The following is a 15031-nucleotide window of genomic DNA, read 5'->3' as shown; positions in this document are numbered from 1 at the left end:
ACCCGAGGACCTTGGAGCCGTCATGAACGTGCCCCTGACCACCAGCGACTTCCTCGACCGCGCCGAGCTCGTCTACGGAGACCGGATCGGCATCGTCGACGAACCCACGCAGCCCGCGCCGTCGCTCGGCGAGGTCTCCTACCGGGAGGTCGCCCGCCGCGGCCGCGCCCTGCAAGCCGGGCTGGACGCGCTCGGCGTGGGGGAGGGCGAGCGGGTCGCGATCGTGAGCCACAACGCCGGCCGGCTGCTGGAGTGCCTGCTCGCCCTGCCGTCGTCCGGGCGGGTCGCCGTCCCGATCAACTTCCGGCTCTCGCCGGAGGAGGTGAGCTACATCGTCGGCCACTGCGGCGCGCGGGTGCTGCTGGTCGACCCGGAGCTGGAGGCCGCGCTCAAGGGCGTGGACGCCGAGCACCGGTTCACCACCGGTGAGGAGTACGAGCAGCTGCTGCGGTACGACACCGAACCGGTGCCGTGGTCGCAGCCGGACGAGAACGCCACCGCCACCATCAACTACACCAGCGGGACCACGGCCCGGCCCAAGGGCGTGCAGATGACCCACCGCAACGAGTGGGTCAACGCGGTGACGTTCGGCATGCACATGCAGGTCAGCGACCGCGACGTCTACCTGCACACGCTGCCCATGTTCCACTGCAACGGCTGGGGGCTGCCCTACACGATGGCCGGCGTCGGCGCCCGCCAGGTGGTGCTGCGCAAGGTCGACGGCGCGGAGATCCTCCGCCGGGTCGAGCAGCACGGGGTCACCGTGATGGCCGGCGCGCCGGCGGTGTGGAACGCCGTGCTGGACGCCGCGGCCGACTGGGATGGCGAGATCCCGGGCCGGGACCGGGTGCGGATCATCGTCGCGGGCGCCCCGCCGCCCTCGCGCACCATCGCCCGGGTCGAGGCCCAGCTCGGCTGGGAGTTCAACCAGATCTACGGGCTCACCGAGACCGCGCCGCTGCTCACCATCAACCGGCCCCGCGCCGAGTACGACGACCTCGAGCCGGAGGAGCGGGCCAAGCGGCTGTCCCGGGCCGGCGTGCCGGGCCTCGGCACCCGGCTGCGGGTCAGCGACAGCGGCGAGGTGCTGGCCCGGGGCAATACCGTGCTGACCGGCTACTGGCAGAACCCCGACGCCTCGGCCGAGGCGCTGGACGGCGGCTGGTTCCACACCGGCGACGGCGGCTCGATCGACGAGGGTGGCTTCCTCACCATCTCCGACCGCAAGAAGGACGTGATCATCACCGGCGGCGAGAACGTCTCCTCGATCGAGGTGGAGGACGCCGTCTTCAGCCACCCGGCGGTCGCGGAGGTCGCGGTCATCGGCGTCCCCGACGACAAGTGGGGCGAGATGGTGACCGCGATCGTGGTCCTCACCGAGGGGCAGACGGCGACGCCGGAGGAGATCATCGCCCACTGCCGGGCCCGGATCGCCCACTACAAGGCGCCCAAGCGGGTGGAGTTCCGGGACCAGATCGCCCGCACCGCCACCGGCAAGATCCAGAAGTTCAAGCTGCGCGAGGACTTCTGGTCGGCCTCGGACCGCCAGGTGCACTGAGAGGCACCCTTCCCGGCCTCGGGAAGGGGCCATGCCGGGCTCACCCGGAAGGGGGAGGGCCCGCTCAATCCACCGGCCGATCCCGTCGATCCCCGTCACAGTGAGCGCCCGTCAGGGCGCGGGCAGTGACGGGTCGCGTGGCGACGTCCCCTCGGGACGTCGCCGCGCGCGGGGAGGTCGGATTCGTGGACAGCGGTGCGGGCGGGCGGCACATCCATGCCCGGGGGCCGGTGCCCCGGTGGGTCCTCCGGGCCGTCGGGGCGGCGATCGCGACGCTGGTCGCCGCCGTTGCCGTCCCGGGGATGGCCGCCGCCGCCCCCACCGGGGCCGAGGTCGTCGACGCGCGGGCCGCCCGGGACGCCGCGGCCGCCCAGGTCGGCGCGATCGGCGCCCAGCTCGCGCAGGCCGAGGCCGCGTCCGCGGCCGCGCACCAGACCGCGCAGATCGCGCTGCAGGAGTACGAGGAGCGCCAGGCCGGCCTCCAGACGGCGCGCGCCGAGGCGGACGTGGCCGCCGCGGCGGCGACCCAGGCCGAGGCGGACCTCGCCGGCGGCCGCGCCGAGGTCGCCGCCTTCGCGCGGTCCAGCTACATGCAGGGCAGCACCGCACCCGGGGCCGCCGCGCTGGTCAGTGCCCACGGCCCGGCGCAGCTCATCGAGCGCGCCGCCCTGCTGGAGGCGGCCGGCCGGCACCGGGTCGACGTCGTCGACCGGCTGACCGTGCTCGAGCAGCAGGCCGCGGCCGCCGCAGCCGCAGCGACTGCGGCGGTCGAGGCCGCCGCCGCGCTCGAGGCGGAGGCCGCCGGGGCGCTCGCGCAGGCGCGCGAGCAGGAGCTCGCCGCCCGTGCCCAGGCCGCGGACCTCGCCGTCCAGCGGGGCGCCTGGGAGGCCGAGCTCGCCGCCGCCCAGCAGACCCTGTACGGGCTCGAGGGCGCCCAGCGGGCGGCCGCCGCCGCTGCCGCCGCGGCCGCGGCGGCAGCGTCCCGCCCGCCGGCCGGCCGGTCCGGCAGCTCGGCCGGGGCCACCAACTCCCCGGCCGGGACCTCCTCTTCCCCGGCCGGGACCTCCACCCCCCGGGGGGCGTCGTCGGGCAGCGTCGCGGGTGGGTCCGCCGGCCCCGGCACGACCGCGGGCGCGCCGTCCGGGTCGGCGGTGCAGACCGCGATCGCCGCCGCGCAGTCGCAGCGCGGCCTGCCCTACAGCTGGGGCGGCGGCGGCAGCTCCGGCCCCACCGCGGGCCTGGACCCCGACCAGCACATCGTGGGCTTCGACTGCTCCGGGCTGACCGAGTACGCCTACGCGCGGGCCGGCATCGCCATCGGCGGCACCAGCCGGGACCAGTACTGGCGCTTCCGCGGCGCGACCGTCGCCGCCGACCGGCTCCAGCCGGGCGACCTGGTGTTCTGGGCCTCCGGTCCGGAGTACACGTCGATCTACCACGTGGCGCTCTACCTGGGCGGCGGCCAGATGATCGAGGCGCCGCAGAGCGGCGACCTCGTGAAGGTCTCGTCCATGCGCTTCGGCGCGGACTACTTCGGCGCGGTGCGACCCACGGGCTGAGCCGGGGATTTCACCCTCGGGGCGGCCGGTCGGCGCCGGCAGGAAAAGGCGTCGGGCAGCCACGGGGGGAGCTGCCCGACGCGGTATGGAGGCTATCAGCCACGCCGCCCTCGGGGGCAGGGGTCTGCATGCGCCGCGCGGTGCCCGGGCGCGTCGCCGCGGCGCACGGTCCCGCCCGGGTGCGCCGCCCGCGACGCACGGTCCCGCCGCGGTGCGCCGCCCGCGACGCACCGCCCTCCTCCGACGCCGAGCACAGCCCCCGCACAGGAACGTGTAGGACACTGGCGCAGGGACGGGCGCTCCGCCCGGCACCGGCCTCCCGGAGGCCGCGGAACGGCACGACCAGGGAGCCTTGTGAGCGAGCCTGCGAGCGAACCGATGAGCCCAGCACCGTTGGGCACGCGGGCGACGAGCACCAGCGAGGAGGCCGCGTGACCAGCGCCGCCAGCACGCCCGTCGAGACCAGCGCCGCGCAGCCGGTGCCGCCGTCGGTCGACGCGGCCCGCCTGGAGCGGGTCCTGTTCGAGATCAAGCGCGTGATCGTCGGCCAGGACCGCCTCGTCGAGCGGATGCTGGTGTCGCTGCTGGCCCGCGGGCACGTGCTGCTCGAGGGCGTGCCCGGCGTGGCCAAGACCCTCGCCGTGGAGACGCTGGCCACCGTCGTGGGCGGGAAGTTCGCCCGTCTCCAGTTCACCCCCGACCTGGTGCCGGCCGACATCATCGGCACCCGCATCTACAAGGCCGGGCAGGACGCCTTCGACACCGAGCTCGGCCCGGTCTTCGCCAACTTCGTCCTCACCGACGAGATCAACCGCGCGCCGGCCAAGGTCCAGTCGGCGCTGCTGGAGGTCATGGCCGAGCGGCAGGTCTCCATCGGCGGGGTCACCCACCCGCTGCCCGACCCCTTCCTCGTGCTGGCCACCCAGAACCCCATCGAGTCCGAGGGCGTCTACCCGCTGCCCGAGGCCCAGCGCGACCGCTTCCTCATGAAGGTGCTCGTCGACTATCCGACCCCGGAGGAGGAGCGGGAGATCATCTACCGGATGGGCGCGATCCCGCCGGTGGCCGAGACGGTGCTCGGCCCCGAGGACCTCCGCCGCATGCAGCACACCACCTCGCAGGTGTTCGTCCACCACGCCCTGGTCGACTACGTCGTCCGCCTCGTCGTGGCCACCCGCGCCCCGCGCGAGCACGGCATGGACGACGTCGCCTCGTGGGTGTCCTACGGCGCCAGCCCCCGCGCCTCCCTCGGCCTGATCGCGGCCAGCCGGGCGCTGGCCCTGGTCCGCGGCCGGGACTACGTGCTGCCGCAGGACGTGCTCGACATCGCCGTCGACGTGCTCCGCCACCGGCTGGTGCTCTCCTACGACGCGCTCGCCGACGGGGTGCCGGCCGATCACGTGGTCAAGCGCATCCTGCAGACCGTGCCGCTGCCGCAGGTCACGCCGCGGCAGCGGGCCGACGGCTTCGGCCCGAGTGCTCCCGGCGGGCCCAGCGTCCCGTCCTTCGGACCGCAGGCCGGCCCGCAGTTCGGGCCGCCGGCCTACGGCCAGCCGGGCCCGGGCCCGCAGGGGCCGGTGCCCTCGGGCCACCCCGGCGCGGGGCCGCAGGGTGAGCCCGCCGCGAACGGCTACGCCCGCGGGCCCCAGCAGGCGTGATCCTCCGCCGCCGCTCGGCCGCCGCCGGGCAGCCCGCCGCGGCGCCGCCCGAGCACGCCCCGACCCCCGGCTCCGGGATCGACCCGGGCGCCGGCGACGGTGCGCCGCCGGCTTTCGCCGAGGGGCCGGCCGACGTCCTCCTGCAGCGGCTGGAGCTGACGGTCCGCCGCCGGCTCGACGGGCTGCTGCAGGGTGACCACCTCGGGCTCGTCCCCGGCTCAGGCACGGAGGCCGGCGACTCGCGCACCTACCACCCCGGCGACGACGTCCGGCGGATGGACTGGCCGGTGACCGCCCGCACCCAGGTGCCGCACGTGCGCCAGACGATCGCCGACCGCGAGCTGGAGACCTGGGCGGTCGTGGACCTCTCGGCCAGCCTCGACTTCGGCACCGCCGCCTGCCAGAAGCGAGACCTGGCGATCGCCGGGCTGGCCGCGGTCAGCCATCTCACCGTCCGCGGCGGCAACCGGCTGGGCGCCGTCGTCACCACCGGCGAGCGGGTCGACCGCTACCCGGCCATGGCCGGGCGGCTGGCCGCCGACCGGCTGCTGCGGTCCGTCGTCGCCACCCCGCGGGCGGCCGGGGGACGGCGGGGTGATCTCGCCATGGCCCTCGAGAGCCTGCGCCGGCCACCGCGCCGCCGCGGCCTGGTGGTCGTCGTCTCCGACTTCCTGGGCGACAGCGACTGGGAGCGCCCGCTGCGCGGGTTGGCCGGGCGGCACGAGCTGCTCGCCATCGAGGTCGTCGACCCCCGGGAGCTGGAGCTGCCCGACGTCGGGCTGCTGACCGTCGTCGATCCCGAGTCCGGCCAGACCCTCGAGGTGCCGACCGGCGACGCGGAGTTCCGCGCCCGCTTCGCTGCCGGGGCGGCCGCCCAGCGGCAGGCCGTCGCCCGGGCGCTGCGCCGCGCCGGCGCCGGGCACCTGCAGCTGCGCACGGACCGCGACTGGCTGATGGACGTCGTCCGCTACGTCGCCGAGCGCCGGCGCGCCGGCAGCCAGGGAGCCGTTCGATGACCTTCCAGGCCCCGCTGTGGCTGCTCGGCCTCCTCGCCGTCGTGGCGCTGGTCGTGCTGTACGTGGTGCTCCAGCTGCGGCGGCGGGCCTACGCGGCGCGCTTCACCAACGTCGCCCTGCTGGGCAGCATCGTCCCCAAGCGGCCGGGGTGGCGGCGGCACGTGGCCTTCGGGCTGGTCGCGCTGGCGCTCGGAGCGCTGATCATCTCGCTGGCGGTGCCGAGCACCGAGGTGCGGGTGCCGCGGGAACGGGCGACGGTGGTCATGGCCGTCGACATCTCGCTGTCGATGCAGGCCACCGACATCGAGCCCAGCCGCTTCGAGGCGATGCAGAAGGCGGCCAAGGAGTTCGTCGACGTCCTGCCCGAGCGGATCAACCTGGGCCTGGTCTCCTTCGCCGGCACCGCCACCACGCTGGTGACCCCGACGACCGACCGCGGCCAGGTGCGCAGCGCGATCGACAACCTGGACCTGGCCGAGTCGACGGCGATCGGCGAGGCGGTGTTCACCTCGCTGACCGCGATCGAGAACTTCCAGGCGTCGCTGGACAGCAGCGAGGAGGACCTGCCACCGGCGCGGATCGTGCTGCTGTCCGACGGCTACAACACCGTCGGCCGCGACGACACCCAGGCGGTCAACGCCGCCGTCGACGCCCGCATCCCGGTCTCGACCATCGCCTTCGGCACCGACTACGGCACCCTCGACCTCGACGGCGAGCGGGTGCCGGTGCCGGTGGACCGGGCGACGCTGGAGGAGATCGCCGACAAGACCGGGGGCAGCTACAGCGAGGCGGCCAGCGCCGCGGAGCTCGAGCAGGTCTACGAGGACCTGGGCAGCCAGATCGGCTACACCACCGAGCCCCGCGACGTCAGCTACTGGTTCGTCCGCGGCGGGGTGCTGTTCGCCCTGCTCGGCGTCGTCCTGAGCCTGCTCTGGACCAACCGCCTGCTGTGAGCGGAGTGGATTCGTGCGCGTCACGCGCACGAATCCACTCCGCTCCGGGTCAGACCGTGAAGCCGCGCTGGCGGCGGAGCAGCTTCTTCAGCATGAAGAGGGTCTGCAGCACGGTGATCAGGTAGAGCACCGGCCAGCCCACCGACAGGATCGCCGACTGCACCCCGATGCTCTGCTGGCTCCAGGCGAAGATCAGCACGAGGAAGGTCGCCATGGCACAGATCGCCGGGAAGACGTAGGCCGATCCCCGGCCCCGCTCCGCGGCGGCCTGCGCGGCCCAGTTGTCCTTCTCCACACGGGCGAAGAACTGCACCCACGCCGTCATGAAGTGGCCCATGCGGACCCACATGTACATCTCGGCGGGGAAGAACAGGAGGGCATAGAAGATGTCCGACGCGCTCTTGTCGTGCATCGACGCGGCGATCCGCAGGTTGAGCAGCGTGGCCACCACCGGTGGGATCAGCCAGATCGGGTTGAAGACGAAGGCGTCGATCGACAGCGCCGCGGCCAGCAGGAGCAGGAAGGCCATGCGGGTGGTGATGTTGAAGAACATCGAGACGTTCTCGTACCAGCGCAGCCGCAGGTTCGGGTGCAGCGGCTGGCCCTTGGTGTCCCCGCGCTGACCGGGCCAGAGCAGGTCGATGCCGCCGAAGTTCCACTTCACCTGCTGGCCGTGCAGCGCCCGCAGGGTGGTCATCGGGCCCACGAAGGCCCGCGCCCGGGCGCTGATCTTCGTGCTGAACCCGGCGTCCTTGATCTGCAGGGAGAGCTTGGAGTCCTCGACCTCGGAGTCGCGGACCCAGGGCGCGGCCTGGTGGTTGCGGTACATGATCGACTCCAGGGCCCGCATGCTGAACAGGCTGCACTGGCCACCGAGCACGGCCATGTTCCGGCCGCGCACCAGGTTGTCCATGTTGAACCCGGCGAACTGGGCCCGCTGGCCGGCGACCAGGTAGCGGGCCATCGCGCCCTTCACCCGGGACTTGTCGAAGGTGTAGATGGCCGACAGCCCGCCGATGCGCGGGTCGCTGACCATCTCCTTCTCCAGCCACTCGAGGCAGCGCCGCTCGAGGGTCGTGTCGCCGTCGACGCCGAGGACGTAGTCGTGTCCGCGGCTGACGAAGTAGCCGAAGTTGAGCGCGCCGACCTTCTTGTCGGGGTTCTCCCCGATGTCGTGCACGTGCACGCGGGTGGTGAACGGCTCGCTCTTGATCATCCGCAGGTGCTCGCCGCTGAACTGCTCGGCGATCTCCACGGTGTCGTCGTCGGTGTTGTTGACGATCACGTGGATCGCGTCCGGCGGCCGGGTCTGCCCCAGCAGCGAGGTGAGGACGTCGGCGATCGTCGACTCCTCGTTGTAGGCGGGGATGATGCAGCTGATCGTCGCGTGCCGGCGCTCGTCGGTGGCCTGACCCCCGCCGAACTCGGCGGGGACGAGGGAGCTGATGTCCGGGACGTCCTGCACGCCGCGGGGCAGGAGGTGCACGCGGTCGGTCGCCCGCCGCATGCCGTGCAGAACGACTTGCGTCACTGGGGGTCCTCCTGGAGGAGCGGGAGCTCGAGGGTGTCGAGCACCGTCTGGCGGTAGAAGCGCTCGGACCCCGGCTCGGTCTCGACCAGAAGGTCGAACTGCACGTACAGGGTCACCGAGGTCGCGTCGGTCGACGACTCCGGCAGGCTCAACGCGGTCGTGTAGCTGAATGGCGGGGTGAGCGCGAACTCCCCGCGGTCCTCGGCCACGACGGTGCGGGAGGCGCCGTCGTCGGCCGTCGTCACGAAGCGGGTGACGGTGATGACCGTGGCATTCTCGCCGCCCTCGACGTGCGCGGAGAGCTGGACGGTCTTGGCATCCTCCGCCGTCCAGGTGCTGGCCTCCTGGGCGGTCCAGTAGTCGATGACCACCGAACGGTCGCCGGCGGCGAGCGAGTGGGTGACCGAGCCGCTGTCGAGCTCCCCGGCCGGGCGCGCCGGAGAGACGGCCGCGGCCTCCGCGGTCTCGGTGACCACCTCCTCGGTGGCCTCCTCGGTGGACGTGGCCTCGTCGTGGGCGGCGTCCATGGTGATCCCCGGGCTCATGCCGAGGTCCGCCCAGGAGCAGCCGGTGAGACCGGTGACTGCGGCGATGGAGACCCCGACGGCGACTGCGCCGGATCTGAGTGTGCGTCGTGGCACGACTTCCCCCGTGTTCGATCGGATGACCGCACGGGAGGACGACTCCGGACGCGCTCCCCCGACTGCGACCGTCACCCAACGTAGCGATCACCCGCGGGCATCGGGGGTCCGTCACCGGAAGGGGCGAACGCAACACCCGTACAGGGTGAGACCGCCGTCACGCTTCGCTACGGGGCCGGGGGATGAGGGCGTTCCGCGGAAAGCCTCTCGCCTCAGCGGGTGGGGTCGAGGACGAGCTTGCCGGTGGTGCGGCGGGCGCGCAGGTCCTGGTGCGCCTCGCGGACGGCGGTGAGCGGGTAGCGGCCGCCGATCACCGGGCGTAGCGCCCCCTCGGCGACCAGCGGCAGCAGCTCGCCCAGCGCGGCGTCCATCATCTCCGGTCGGCGCATGCAGTGGGCCAGCCAGAACCCGATCACCGCGCGGCTCGTGGCCATCAGGGAGGTCGGGTTCACCGGCTGCGGCGGCGTCCGGCTCGCCATGCCGTAGGTGACCAGCCGGCCGAACGGTGCCAGCGCCGCCAGCGAGCCGTCGAACACGTGCCCGCCGGTCATCTCCAGCACGACATCGACCGGCCGGCCGCCGTTGGCCTCGCGCAGGGCCGCGGTGAAGCCCGTGGGGTCGTCGTCGGCCAGGGCGGGGTCGACCGAGACGTCGGCGCCGAGCTCCTCGGTGAGCGCCCGCTTCTCCGGACTGGAGGCGGTGGCGATCACCCGCCCGGCGCCCCAGCGCCGGGCCAGCTGGATGGCCAGCGAGCCCACCCCGCCCGCGCCTGCGATGACGACGACGGTCTCCCCGGCCACCAGGTGGGCGCTGGTGCGCAGCAGGTGCCACGCGGTGGCGCCCTGCAGGACGACGGCGAGCGCCTGCTCGTCGGTGACACCGTCGGGCACCGCCCAGGTGAGGAAGTCGTGCGCGACGACCTTCTCGGCGTAGCCGCCGCCGTCGAGCAGCCCGACCACCCGCTGCCCGCCGCCGGACGGGGTGCCGACGAACTCCGCGCCCGGGGTGAGCGGGAGGGTCTGCGCCGAGAGGTAGGAGTTCTCGATCTGGTGGGTGTCGGCGAAGTTGATGCCGGCGGTGGAGACGTCGTAGAGCTTCTGGCCGTCGCCCGGCTCGGGCTCGGGCAGGTCGACGACGTCGAGTACCTCGGGCCCGCCGAAGCGGGTGATCTGCACGGCACGCATGCAGGTCAGGCTAGGGGCCGGTCCACGATCCGCACCAAGGAGCCGGGTCAACTCGTCCTGTCGGGCGGAGGCGAGGGAGCCCCGAATGCGGCCGAACCACTTCGCCCGGCCGGCTGTCTCCCCGCAGCGGGCTGAACGTCGGTCTGGAGCCCGCCCCGTAGCTCCCTTCCGTCGCGGCGCCGTCCGGCCGCCGAGATCGGTTGTTCTACCGAGTGCGTCGATCAGCCGGCCGGGACATGTTGGTGGAGGCGGCCGCCACGGACGGAGCGGCGCATCACCGCCACTGCGTCAGGCTCCGCGGTGGCACAACCGCGGAGCCTGCTAGGGGGCGGCCGTGTCGGAGCCCATACCCGCCGAAGCCCGCCCGCACGGCGCCATGCGATCGCTCACCCCCGCGCAGCGCCGTCAGTGGCAGGAGAACACCCTCCACTCGCCCCGCCTCCGGTACGGCATCCCGGCCCGGCTGCTGTTCCGGCTGGAGGACGTCGTCTTCGGCCGGGGGCGCAGCGTGCCGAAATTCCGCGCCCTGGAGATCATCAACCGGGTTGCCTACCAGGCCTGGGAACAGGCTGCCTACTACCTCGCCGGCAAGCTGCAGGAGCGCAGCGCCCGCGCCCGCCAGTTGCACGACACCGTCGAGGTCGACCGGGCGGAGCAGGACAACGAGAAGTGGCACGTGCTGATCCTCGATGAGCTCGAGGCCGCCGAGGGAGGACAGGAGAGCTGGTTGCGCTTCCGGCTCCTTCCGCAGCTGATCGCCTTCGCCGTGTACCAGCAGTTCTGGCTGATGCGCGTGTTCAGGCCGTCCTGGGCCTACCGGTTCAACGCAGACATCGAAGACCACGCCGAGCACGAGTACGCCCAGTTCGTCGCCGAGCACCCGGAGTGGGACGACAGGCCGTTCCAGTCCCTGGCCGCTCCTGAGTACGGCACGTACGACTCCCTCGCGGACGTTCTCCGTCAGATCGGTGACGACGAAGGGGTGCACAAGCGGATCAGCCTCGACCGCCTGACCCGCGCACGGTGACGCCCCGCCGCCCCGAAGGCGTCCCCCGCCTCGATCCGCGGACCTCCCAGCCGCGGCGGTGGCCGGCACGGGCTACGCGGTCAGCCGGACGATCTCGTTCAGCGCGGCGATGCGTGCCCGCATGGCCGGCGAACCCGGCCGGCTCGTGCCCCGCGACCGGCGGCTGATCGACCTGGTGGCTCTCAGGCCTCCGCCACCGGCGACGGCATCACTCGGCACGAGCTGGCGCCCGCGTCTGTCAGCTCTGCGCAGCCGGGCCACGCAGGGCGCGCTGGGCGGCAGCGGCCAAGCCGATGCCCACCACGGCGGCGGCTGACGGCTTCGGCGACCACCGCAGCGCGGCGACGGCCCAGCCGACGGGTGCGTCGCGCGGCGGATCCGATTGACGACGCGGTGCTGTCGTCGCCGGCTCCGGCGCGGTCTTGGCGAAGGCATCGAGCATTCCGGGGACGAAGGCCGCCATGTCCTGGGGCCCTCTGCTGGTGGTGAGGTTCCGGTCCCGGACGAGTTCCTGATCGAGCCAGGTGGCGCCGGCGTTGACCAGATCGTCGCGGATCCCGGGCCAGGAGGTGACGGTCCGTCCGTCCAGGAGTCCCGCCGAGGCGAGTACCCACGGCCCATGGCAGAGGGTGGCGATGGGCTTGTCGGTCGCGGCGAACGCGCGAACGAACGCCCGTGCCGGGGCGGACTGCCGGAGCAGGTCGGGATTGATGAACCCGCCGGGTAGCAGCAGGCCGTCGTAGTCGCCCGGATCGGCTTCGCTGATCTCCTTGTCCACGCGGACCCGGCTGGCCGGCATGTGCAGATTCACGCCGCGGATCCGTCCGCGCCGTAGGGACACGACGTCGACCCTGGCGCCGGCTGCCTTCAGGGCGCGCATCGGAATGGTCAGCTCGACCTTCTCGAAGCCGTCGGCCGCCAGGGTGGCGATCGTGCGGCCCTTGAGCCGGCGTCTGGTGGGCATGTCGTCCCCCTGTCGCTCGATGGCGCCGCAGAGATGGCGGAACTCCCTGGCAGCGGAGGCCTCGGTCAGGGGCGCCCAAGAGCTGTTCATGCCTGGCAGGCTGCTCAGCGGTGAGTGGGGTACCCACACCCGCCAGCCGGACACGTCCCCGGGCGAACCGAAGCGTGACCAGCTCGTCGCCCGGCTCGTCCGTCCTCACTCGACAGGCATGCCGCGTCAGCGCGCTTCACCACGGTTGCAGCGGGCGAACCGGACGCAGCCGGGTGTGACCTGGGCCCACCGGATAGGTTCGACGCCGACACAGGCGGTCGGTAGGGGAGTGGTCCGTGGGCAGATCAGTGCTGGTGACCGGTGGCAACCGAGGCATCGGGCTGGCGATCGCCCGCTCCTTCGCCGAGCAGGGCGACAGGGTGGCGGTGACCCACCGCGGCAGCGGCGCACCCGACGGGCTGTTCGGCGTGCACTGCGACGTCACCGACGCGAAGGCCGTCGACCGGGCGTTCGGCGAGGTGGAGGAGCACCAGGGGCCGGTGGAGGTGCTGGTGAGCAACGCCGGCATCACCCGCGACGGGCTGCTCATGCGGATGAAGGAGGAGGACTTCACCGACGTCCTCGACGCCAACCTCACCGCCGCCTACCGGGTGGCCAAGCGGGCCTCGGCGAAGATGGTGCGGGCCCGCTCGGGCCGGATGATCTTCATCTCCTCGGTCGTGGGGCTGCTCGGCTCGGCCGGGCAGACCAACTACGCCGCGAGCAAGGCCGGCCTGGTGGGCCTGGCCCGCTCGATCGCCCGCGAGCTGGGCAGCCGCGGCATCACCGCCAACGTGGTGGCGCCCGGTTTCGTCGAGACCGACATGACCGCGGAGCTGCCGGAGAAGCGGCAGCAGGAGATCCTCGGGCAGGTGCCGCTGGGCCGCTACGCCTCGGCGGAGGAGATCGCCGGTGTCGTGCGCTTCCTGGCGAGCGACGCGGCCGGCTACATCACCGGGGCGGTCGTCCCGGTCGACGGCGGACTGGGGATGGGGCACTGATGGGCATTCTCGAGAGCAAGACGGTCCTGGTCACCGGGGTCCTCACCGAGGCGTCGATCGCGTTCGCGACCGCTCGCATCGCGCAGGAGCAGGGCGCCACCGTCGTCCTGTCGAACTTCGGCCGCGCCCTGTCGCTGTGCCAGCGGATCGCCAAGCGGCTGCCGCAGGAGGCGCCCGTCGTCGAGCTGGACGTGACGAACACCGAGCACCTGGCCACGCTGGCCGACCGGCTGCGCGAGCACGTCGACACCCTCGACGGCGTCGTGCACTCCATCGGTTTCGCGCCGCAGGAGGCGATGGGCGACGGCTTCCCCGAGGTGGCGTGGGAGCACGCGGCGACGGCGTTCCAGGTGTCCACCTGGTCGATGGCCTCGCTCACCCAGGCCTGCCGCCCGCTGTTCAAGGAGCAGTCGTCGGTCGTCGGGCTCACCTTCGACGCCACCGTCGCCTGGCCCGTCTACGGCTGGATGGGCGCGGCCAAGGCGGCGCTGGAGTCCACCTCCCGCTACCTCGCCCGCGAGCTCGGCCCCGAGGGCGTGCGGGTCAACCTGGTCGCCGCGGGGCCGCTGCGCAGCATGGCGATGAAGTCGATCCCGGGGAGCAAGCAGTTCGAGCAGGCGTGGGAGACCCGCGCCCCGCTCGGCTGGTCGGTCACCGACACCGAGCCCGCCGGCAAGGCCGTCGTCGCCCTGCTGTCGGACTGGTTCCCCGCCACGACCGGCGAGATCGTCCATGTCGACGGTGGCTTCCACGCCGTGGGCGTGTAGGGCGAGAGCCGGTCATGCCGTTGGCGTCCGACGTCGACATCCACGCGGGTCAGCGCCCCGACGAGGAGCCCTCGCTGGCGGTGCGCAACAATGGCGGCGTCCCGCCGTCGGCCGAGCCCGCCCCGCCGGGACGGCGGGAGGCGCTCCTGGTGCTCTCCTTCGGCGGGCCGGAGGGCCCCGAGGACGTGCTGCCGTTCCTGGAGAACGTCACCCGCGGCCGCGGCATCCCGCGCGAGCGGCTCGCGGCGGTCGCCGAGCACTACCACCACTTCGGCGGGGTCAGCCCGATCAACGACCAGAACAAGGCGCTGATCGCCGCGATCGAGGCGGATCTGGCCGCGGCCGGGGTGGACCTGCCCGTGTACTGGGGCAACCGCAACTGGGCGCCCTACGTCGAGGACACCTGGCGGCAGATGGCCGAGGACGGCATCGAGCACGCCTACGTCTTCGCCACCTCCGCCTACGCCTCGGCGTCGGGCTGCCGGCAGTACCACGAGGACGTGGCCCGGGCCCGCGCCGCGTTCGGCCCCGGAGCGCCGACCGCGGAGAAGCTGCCGCACTACTACGACGCCCCCGGTTTCCTGCGGGCCAACGCCGAGGCGCTCGCCGCGGCGCTGGCGTCGCTGCCCGAGGATGTCCGTGACACCGCCCGGCTGGTCGCCACCGCGCACAGCATCCCGGTCGCGATGGCCGAGGTGGCCGGTCCGCCGGGCCACGCCTACGAGGCCGAGCTGACGGTCGCCGCGCAGAAGGTCGTCGACGCCACCGTCCCGGGCCGGCGCTTCGACCTGGTGTGGCAGAGCCGCAGCGGCCCGCCGTCGATGCCGTGGCTGGAGCCCGACGTCAACGACCACCTGCGGGCGCTGGCCGCGGCGGGGGAGCGGGCCGTCGTGCTCTTCCCGATCGGGTTCGTCAGCGACCACCTCGAGGTGATCTGGGACCTCGACCACGAGGCGCGGCAGACCGCCGAGGAGCTGGGCCTGGCGTTCGCCCGGGCCGGCACGGCGGGCACCCACCCCGCGTTCGTCGCCGCGGTCCGCGAGCTGGTGCAGGAGCGCCGCGCCGGCGGCCCGCCGAGGCTGGGCACCGCCTGCCCGGCGAGCTGTTGCCACGTCGCGCGGCCGGCCCGTCCGACGGCCTGA

General features: G+C 73.4%; 13 protein-coding genes. 9 read left to right on the top strand and 4 right to left on the bottom strand.

The genetic code is table 11. The features are described 5' to 3' along the window. Nucleotides 1–22 precede the first annotated feature (22 nt). The 5 genes from BMZ50_RS11425 (at nucleotide 23) to BMZ50_RS11405 (ending at nucleotide 6744) form a co-directional block, all read left to right on the top strand. Entirely contained in the window at nucleotides 23–1558 is a 1536-nt protein-coding gene (locus tag BMZ50_RS11425; RefSeq protein ID WP_091324390.1) for an AMP-binding protein, read from the top strand. 137 nt (nucleotides 1559–1695) lie between these two features. Continuing rightward, on the top strand, nucleotides 1696–3117 hold the full coding sequence (locus tag BMZ50_RS11420; protein WP_245753574.1) for a C40 family peptidase: 1422 nt from the start codon (nucleotides 1696–1698) through the stop codon (nucleotides 3115–3117). Nucleotides 3118–3548: 431 nt separating this feature from the next. Beyond that, nucleotides 3549–4775 carry an AAA family ATPase gene (locus BMZ50_RS11415; protein ID WP_177212756.1) on the top strand — a complete coding sequence of 409 codons (1227 nt, stop codon included), beginning with the start codon at nucleotides 3549–3551 and terminating at the stop codon, nucleotides 4773–4775. Beyond that, nucleotides 4772–5791, top strand: coding sequence for a DUF58 domain-containing protein (locus tag BMZ50_RS11410; protein ID WP_091324388.1), 1020 nt, complete (start codon nucleotides 4772–4774; stop codon nucleotides 5789–5791). Before BMZ50_RS11415 ends, BMZ50_RS11410 begins: the two co-directional genes overlap by 4 nt. Continuing rightward, nucleotides 5788–6744, top strand: coding sequence for a VWA domain-containing protein (locus BMZ50_RS11405; protein ID WP_091324386.1), 957 nt, complete (start codon nucleotides 5788–5790; stop codon nucleotides 6742–6744). Before BMZ50_RS11410 ends, BMZ50_RS11405 begins: the two co-directional genes overlap by 4 nt. A 49-nt stretch (nucleotides 6745–6793) precedes the next feature. Here BMZ50_RS11405 and BMZ50_RS11400 read toward each other — a convergent pair whose 3' ends face one another. From BMZ50_RS11400 to BMZ50_RS11390, 3 genes are all read right to left on the bottom strand, one after another. Beyond that, complete coding sequence (locus BMZ50_RS11400) at nucleotides 6794–8275, bottom strand: glycosyltransferase family 2 protein (RefSeq protein WP_091324384.1); 1482 nt, start codon at nucleotides 8273–8275, stop codon at nucleotides 6794–6796. Beyond that, nucleotides 8272–8820, bottom strand: coding sequence for a hypothetical protein (locus BMZ50_RS11395; protein WP_091324381.1), 549 nt, complete (start codon nucleotides 8818–8820; stop codon nucleotides 8272–8274). The genes BMZ50_RS11400 and BMZ50_RS11395 overlap by 4 nt, the downstream gene beginning before the upstream one ends. Before the next feature lie 308 nt (nucleotides 8821–9128). Beyond that, nucleotides 9129–10100, bottom strand: a complete 972-nt coding sequence (locus tag BMZ50_RS11390) for a quinone oxidoreductase family protein (protein ID WP_091324378.1) — start codon at nucleotides 10098–10100, stop codon at nucleotides 9129–9131. Between the two features lie 334 nt (nucleotides 10101–10434). Between BMZ50_RS11390 and BMZ50_RS11385 the strand changes: the two genes are divergently transcribed. Next, a complete protein-coding gene (locus BMZ50_RS11385) occupies nucleotides 10435–11127 on the top strand; it encodes an alternative oxidase (RefSeq protein ID WP_143087156.1) in 693 nt (230 codons plus the stop codon). A 238-nt stretch (nucleotides 11128–11365) separates the two neighbouring features. Here BMZ50_RS11385 and BMZ50_RS11380 read toward each other — a convergent pair whose 3' ends face one another. Beyond that, a complete protein-coding gene (locus BMZ50_RS11380) occupies nucleotides 11366–12181 on the bottom strand; it encodes a type 1 glutamine amidotransferase domain-containing protein (RefSeq protein WP_245753573.1) in 816 nt (271 codons plus the stop codon). Nucleotides 12182–12417: 236 nt separating this feature from the next. Here BMZ50_RS11380 and fabG point away from each other — a divergent pair, with 236 nt between their 5' ends. The 3 genes from fabG to BMZ50_RS11365 are packed head-to-tail and all read left to right on the top strand — an operon-like array spanning nucleotide 12418 to nucleotide 15031. Beyond that, nucleotides 12418–13122, top strand: coding sequence for a 3-oxoacyl-[acyl-carrier-protein] reductase (gene fabG, locus BMZ50_RS11375; RefSeq protein WP_091324370.1), 705 nt, complete (start codon nucleotides 12418–12420; stop codon nucleotides 13120–13122). Continuing rightward, entirely contained in the window at nucleotides 13122–13889 is a 768-nt protein-coding gene (fabI, locus tag BMZ50_RS11370) for an enoyl-ACP reductase FabI (RefSeq protein ID WP_091324368.1), read from the top strand. The genes fabG and fabI overlap by 1 nt, the downstream gene beginning before the upstream one ends. A 14-nt stretch (nucleotides 13890–13903) precedes the next feature. Beyond that, nucleotides 13904–15031: a ferrochelatase gene (locus BMZ50_RS11365; protein ID WP_091324366.1), complete on the top strand. Its 1128-nt coding sequence runs from the start codon at nucleotides 13904–13906 to the stop codon at nucleotides 15029–15031.

Source organism: Geodermatophilus ruber, from assembly GCF_900114385.1.
In the GTDB taxonomy this organism is placed as follows: domain Bacteria; phylum Actinomycetota; class Actinomycetes; order Mycobacteriales; family Geodermatophilaceae; genus Geodermatophilus; species Geodermatophilus ruber.
This window is presented reverse-complemented; position numbering and strand designations above follow the sequence as displayed.

Excerpts from the sequence above, each read along its gene's own strand:
- fabI (WP_091324368.1), top strand. The coding sequence starts at position 13,122 with ATGGGCATTCTCGAGAGCAAGACGGTCCTGGTCACCGGGGTCCTCACC.
- BMZ50_RS11380 (WP_245753573.1), bottom strand. The coding sequence starts at position 12,181 with ATGAACAGCTCTTGGGCGCCCCTGACCGAGGCCTCCGCTGCCAGGGAG.
- BMZ50_RS11390 (WP_091324378.1), bottom strand. The coding sequence starts at position 10,100 with ATGCGTGCCGTGCAGATCACCCGCTTCGGCGGGCCCGAGGTACTCGAC.
- BMZ50_RS11405 (WP_091324386.1), top strand. The coding sequence starts at position 5,788 with ATGACCTTCCAGGCCCCGCTGTGGCTGCTCGGCCTCCTCGCCGTCGTG.
- BMZ50_RS11365 (WP_091324366.1), top strand. The coding sequence starts at position 13,904 with ATGCCGTTGGCGTCCGACGTCGACATCCACGCGGGTCAGCGCCCCGAC.
- BMZ50_RS11395 (WP_091324381.1), bottom strand. The coding sequence starts at position 8,820 with ATGAGCCCGGGGATCACCATGGACGCCGCCCACGACGAGGCCACGTCC.
- BMZ50_RS11425 (WP_091324390.1), top strand. The coding sequence starts at position 23 with ATGAACGTGCCCCTGACCACCAGCGACTTCCTCGACCGCGCCGAGCTC.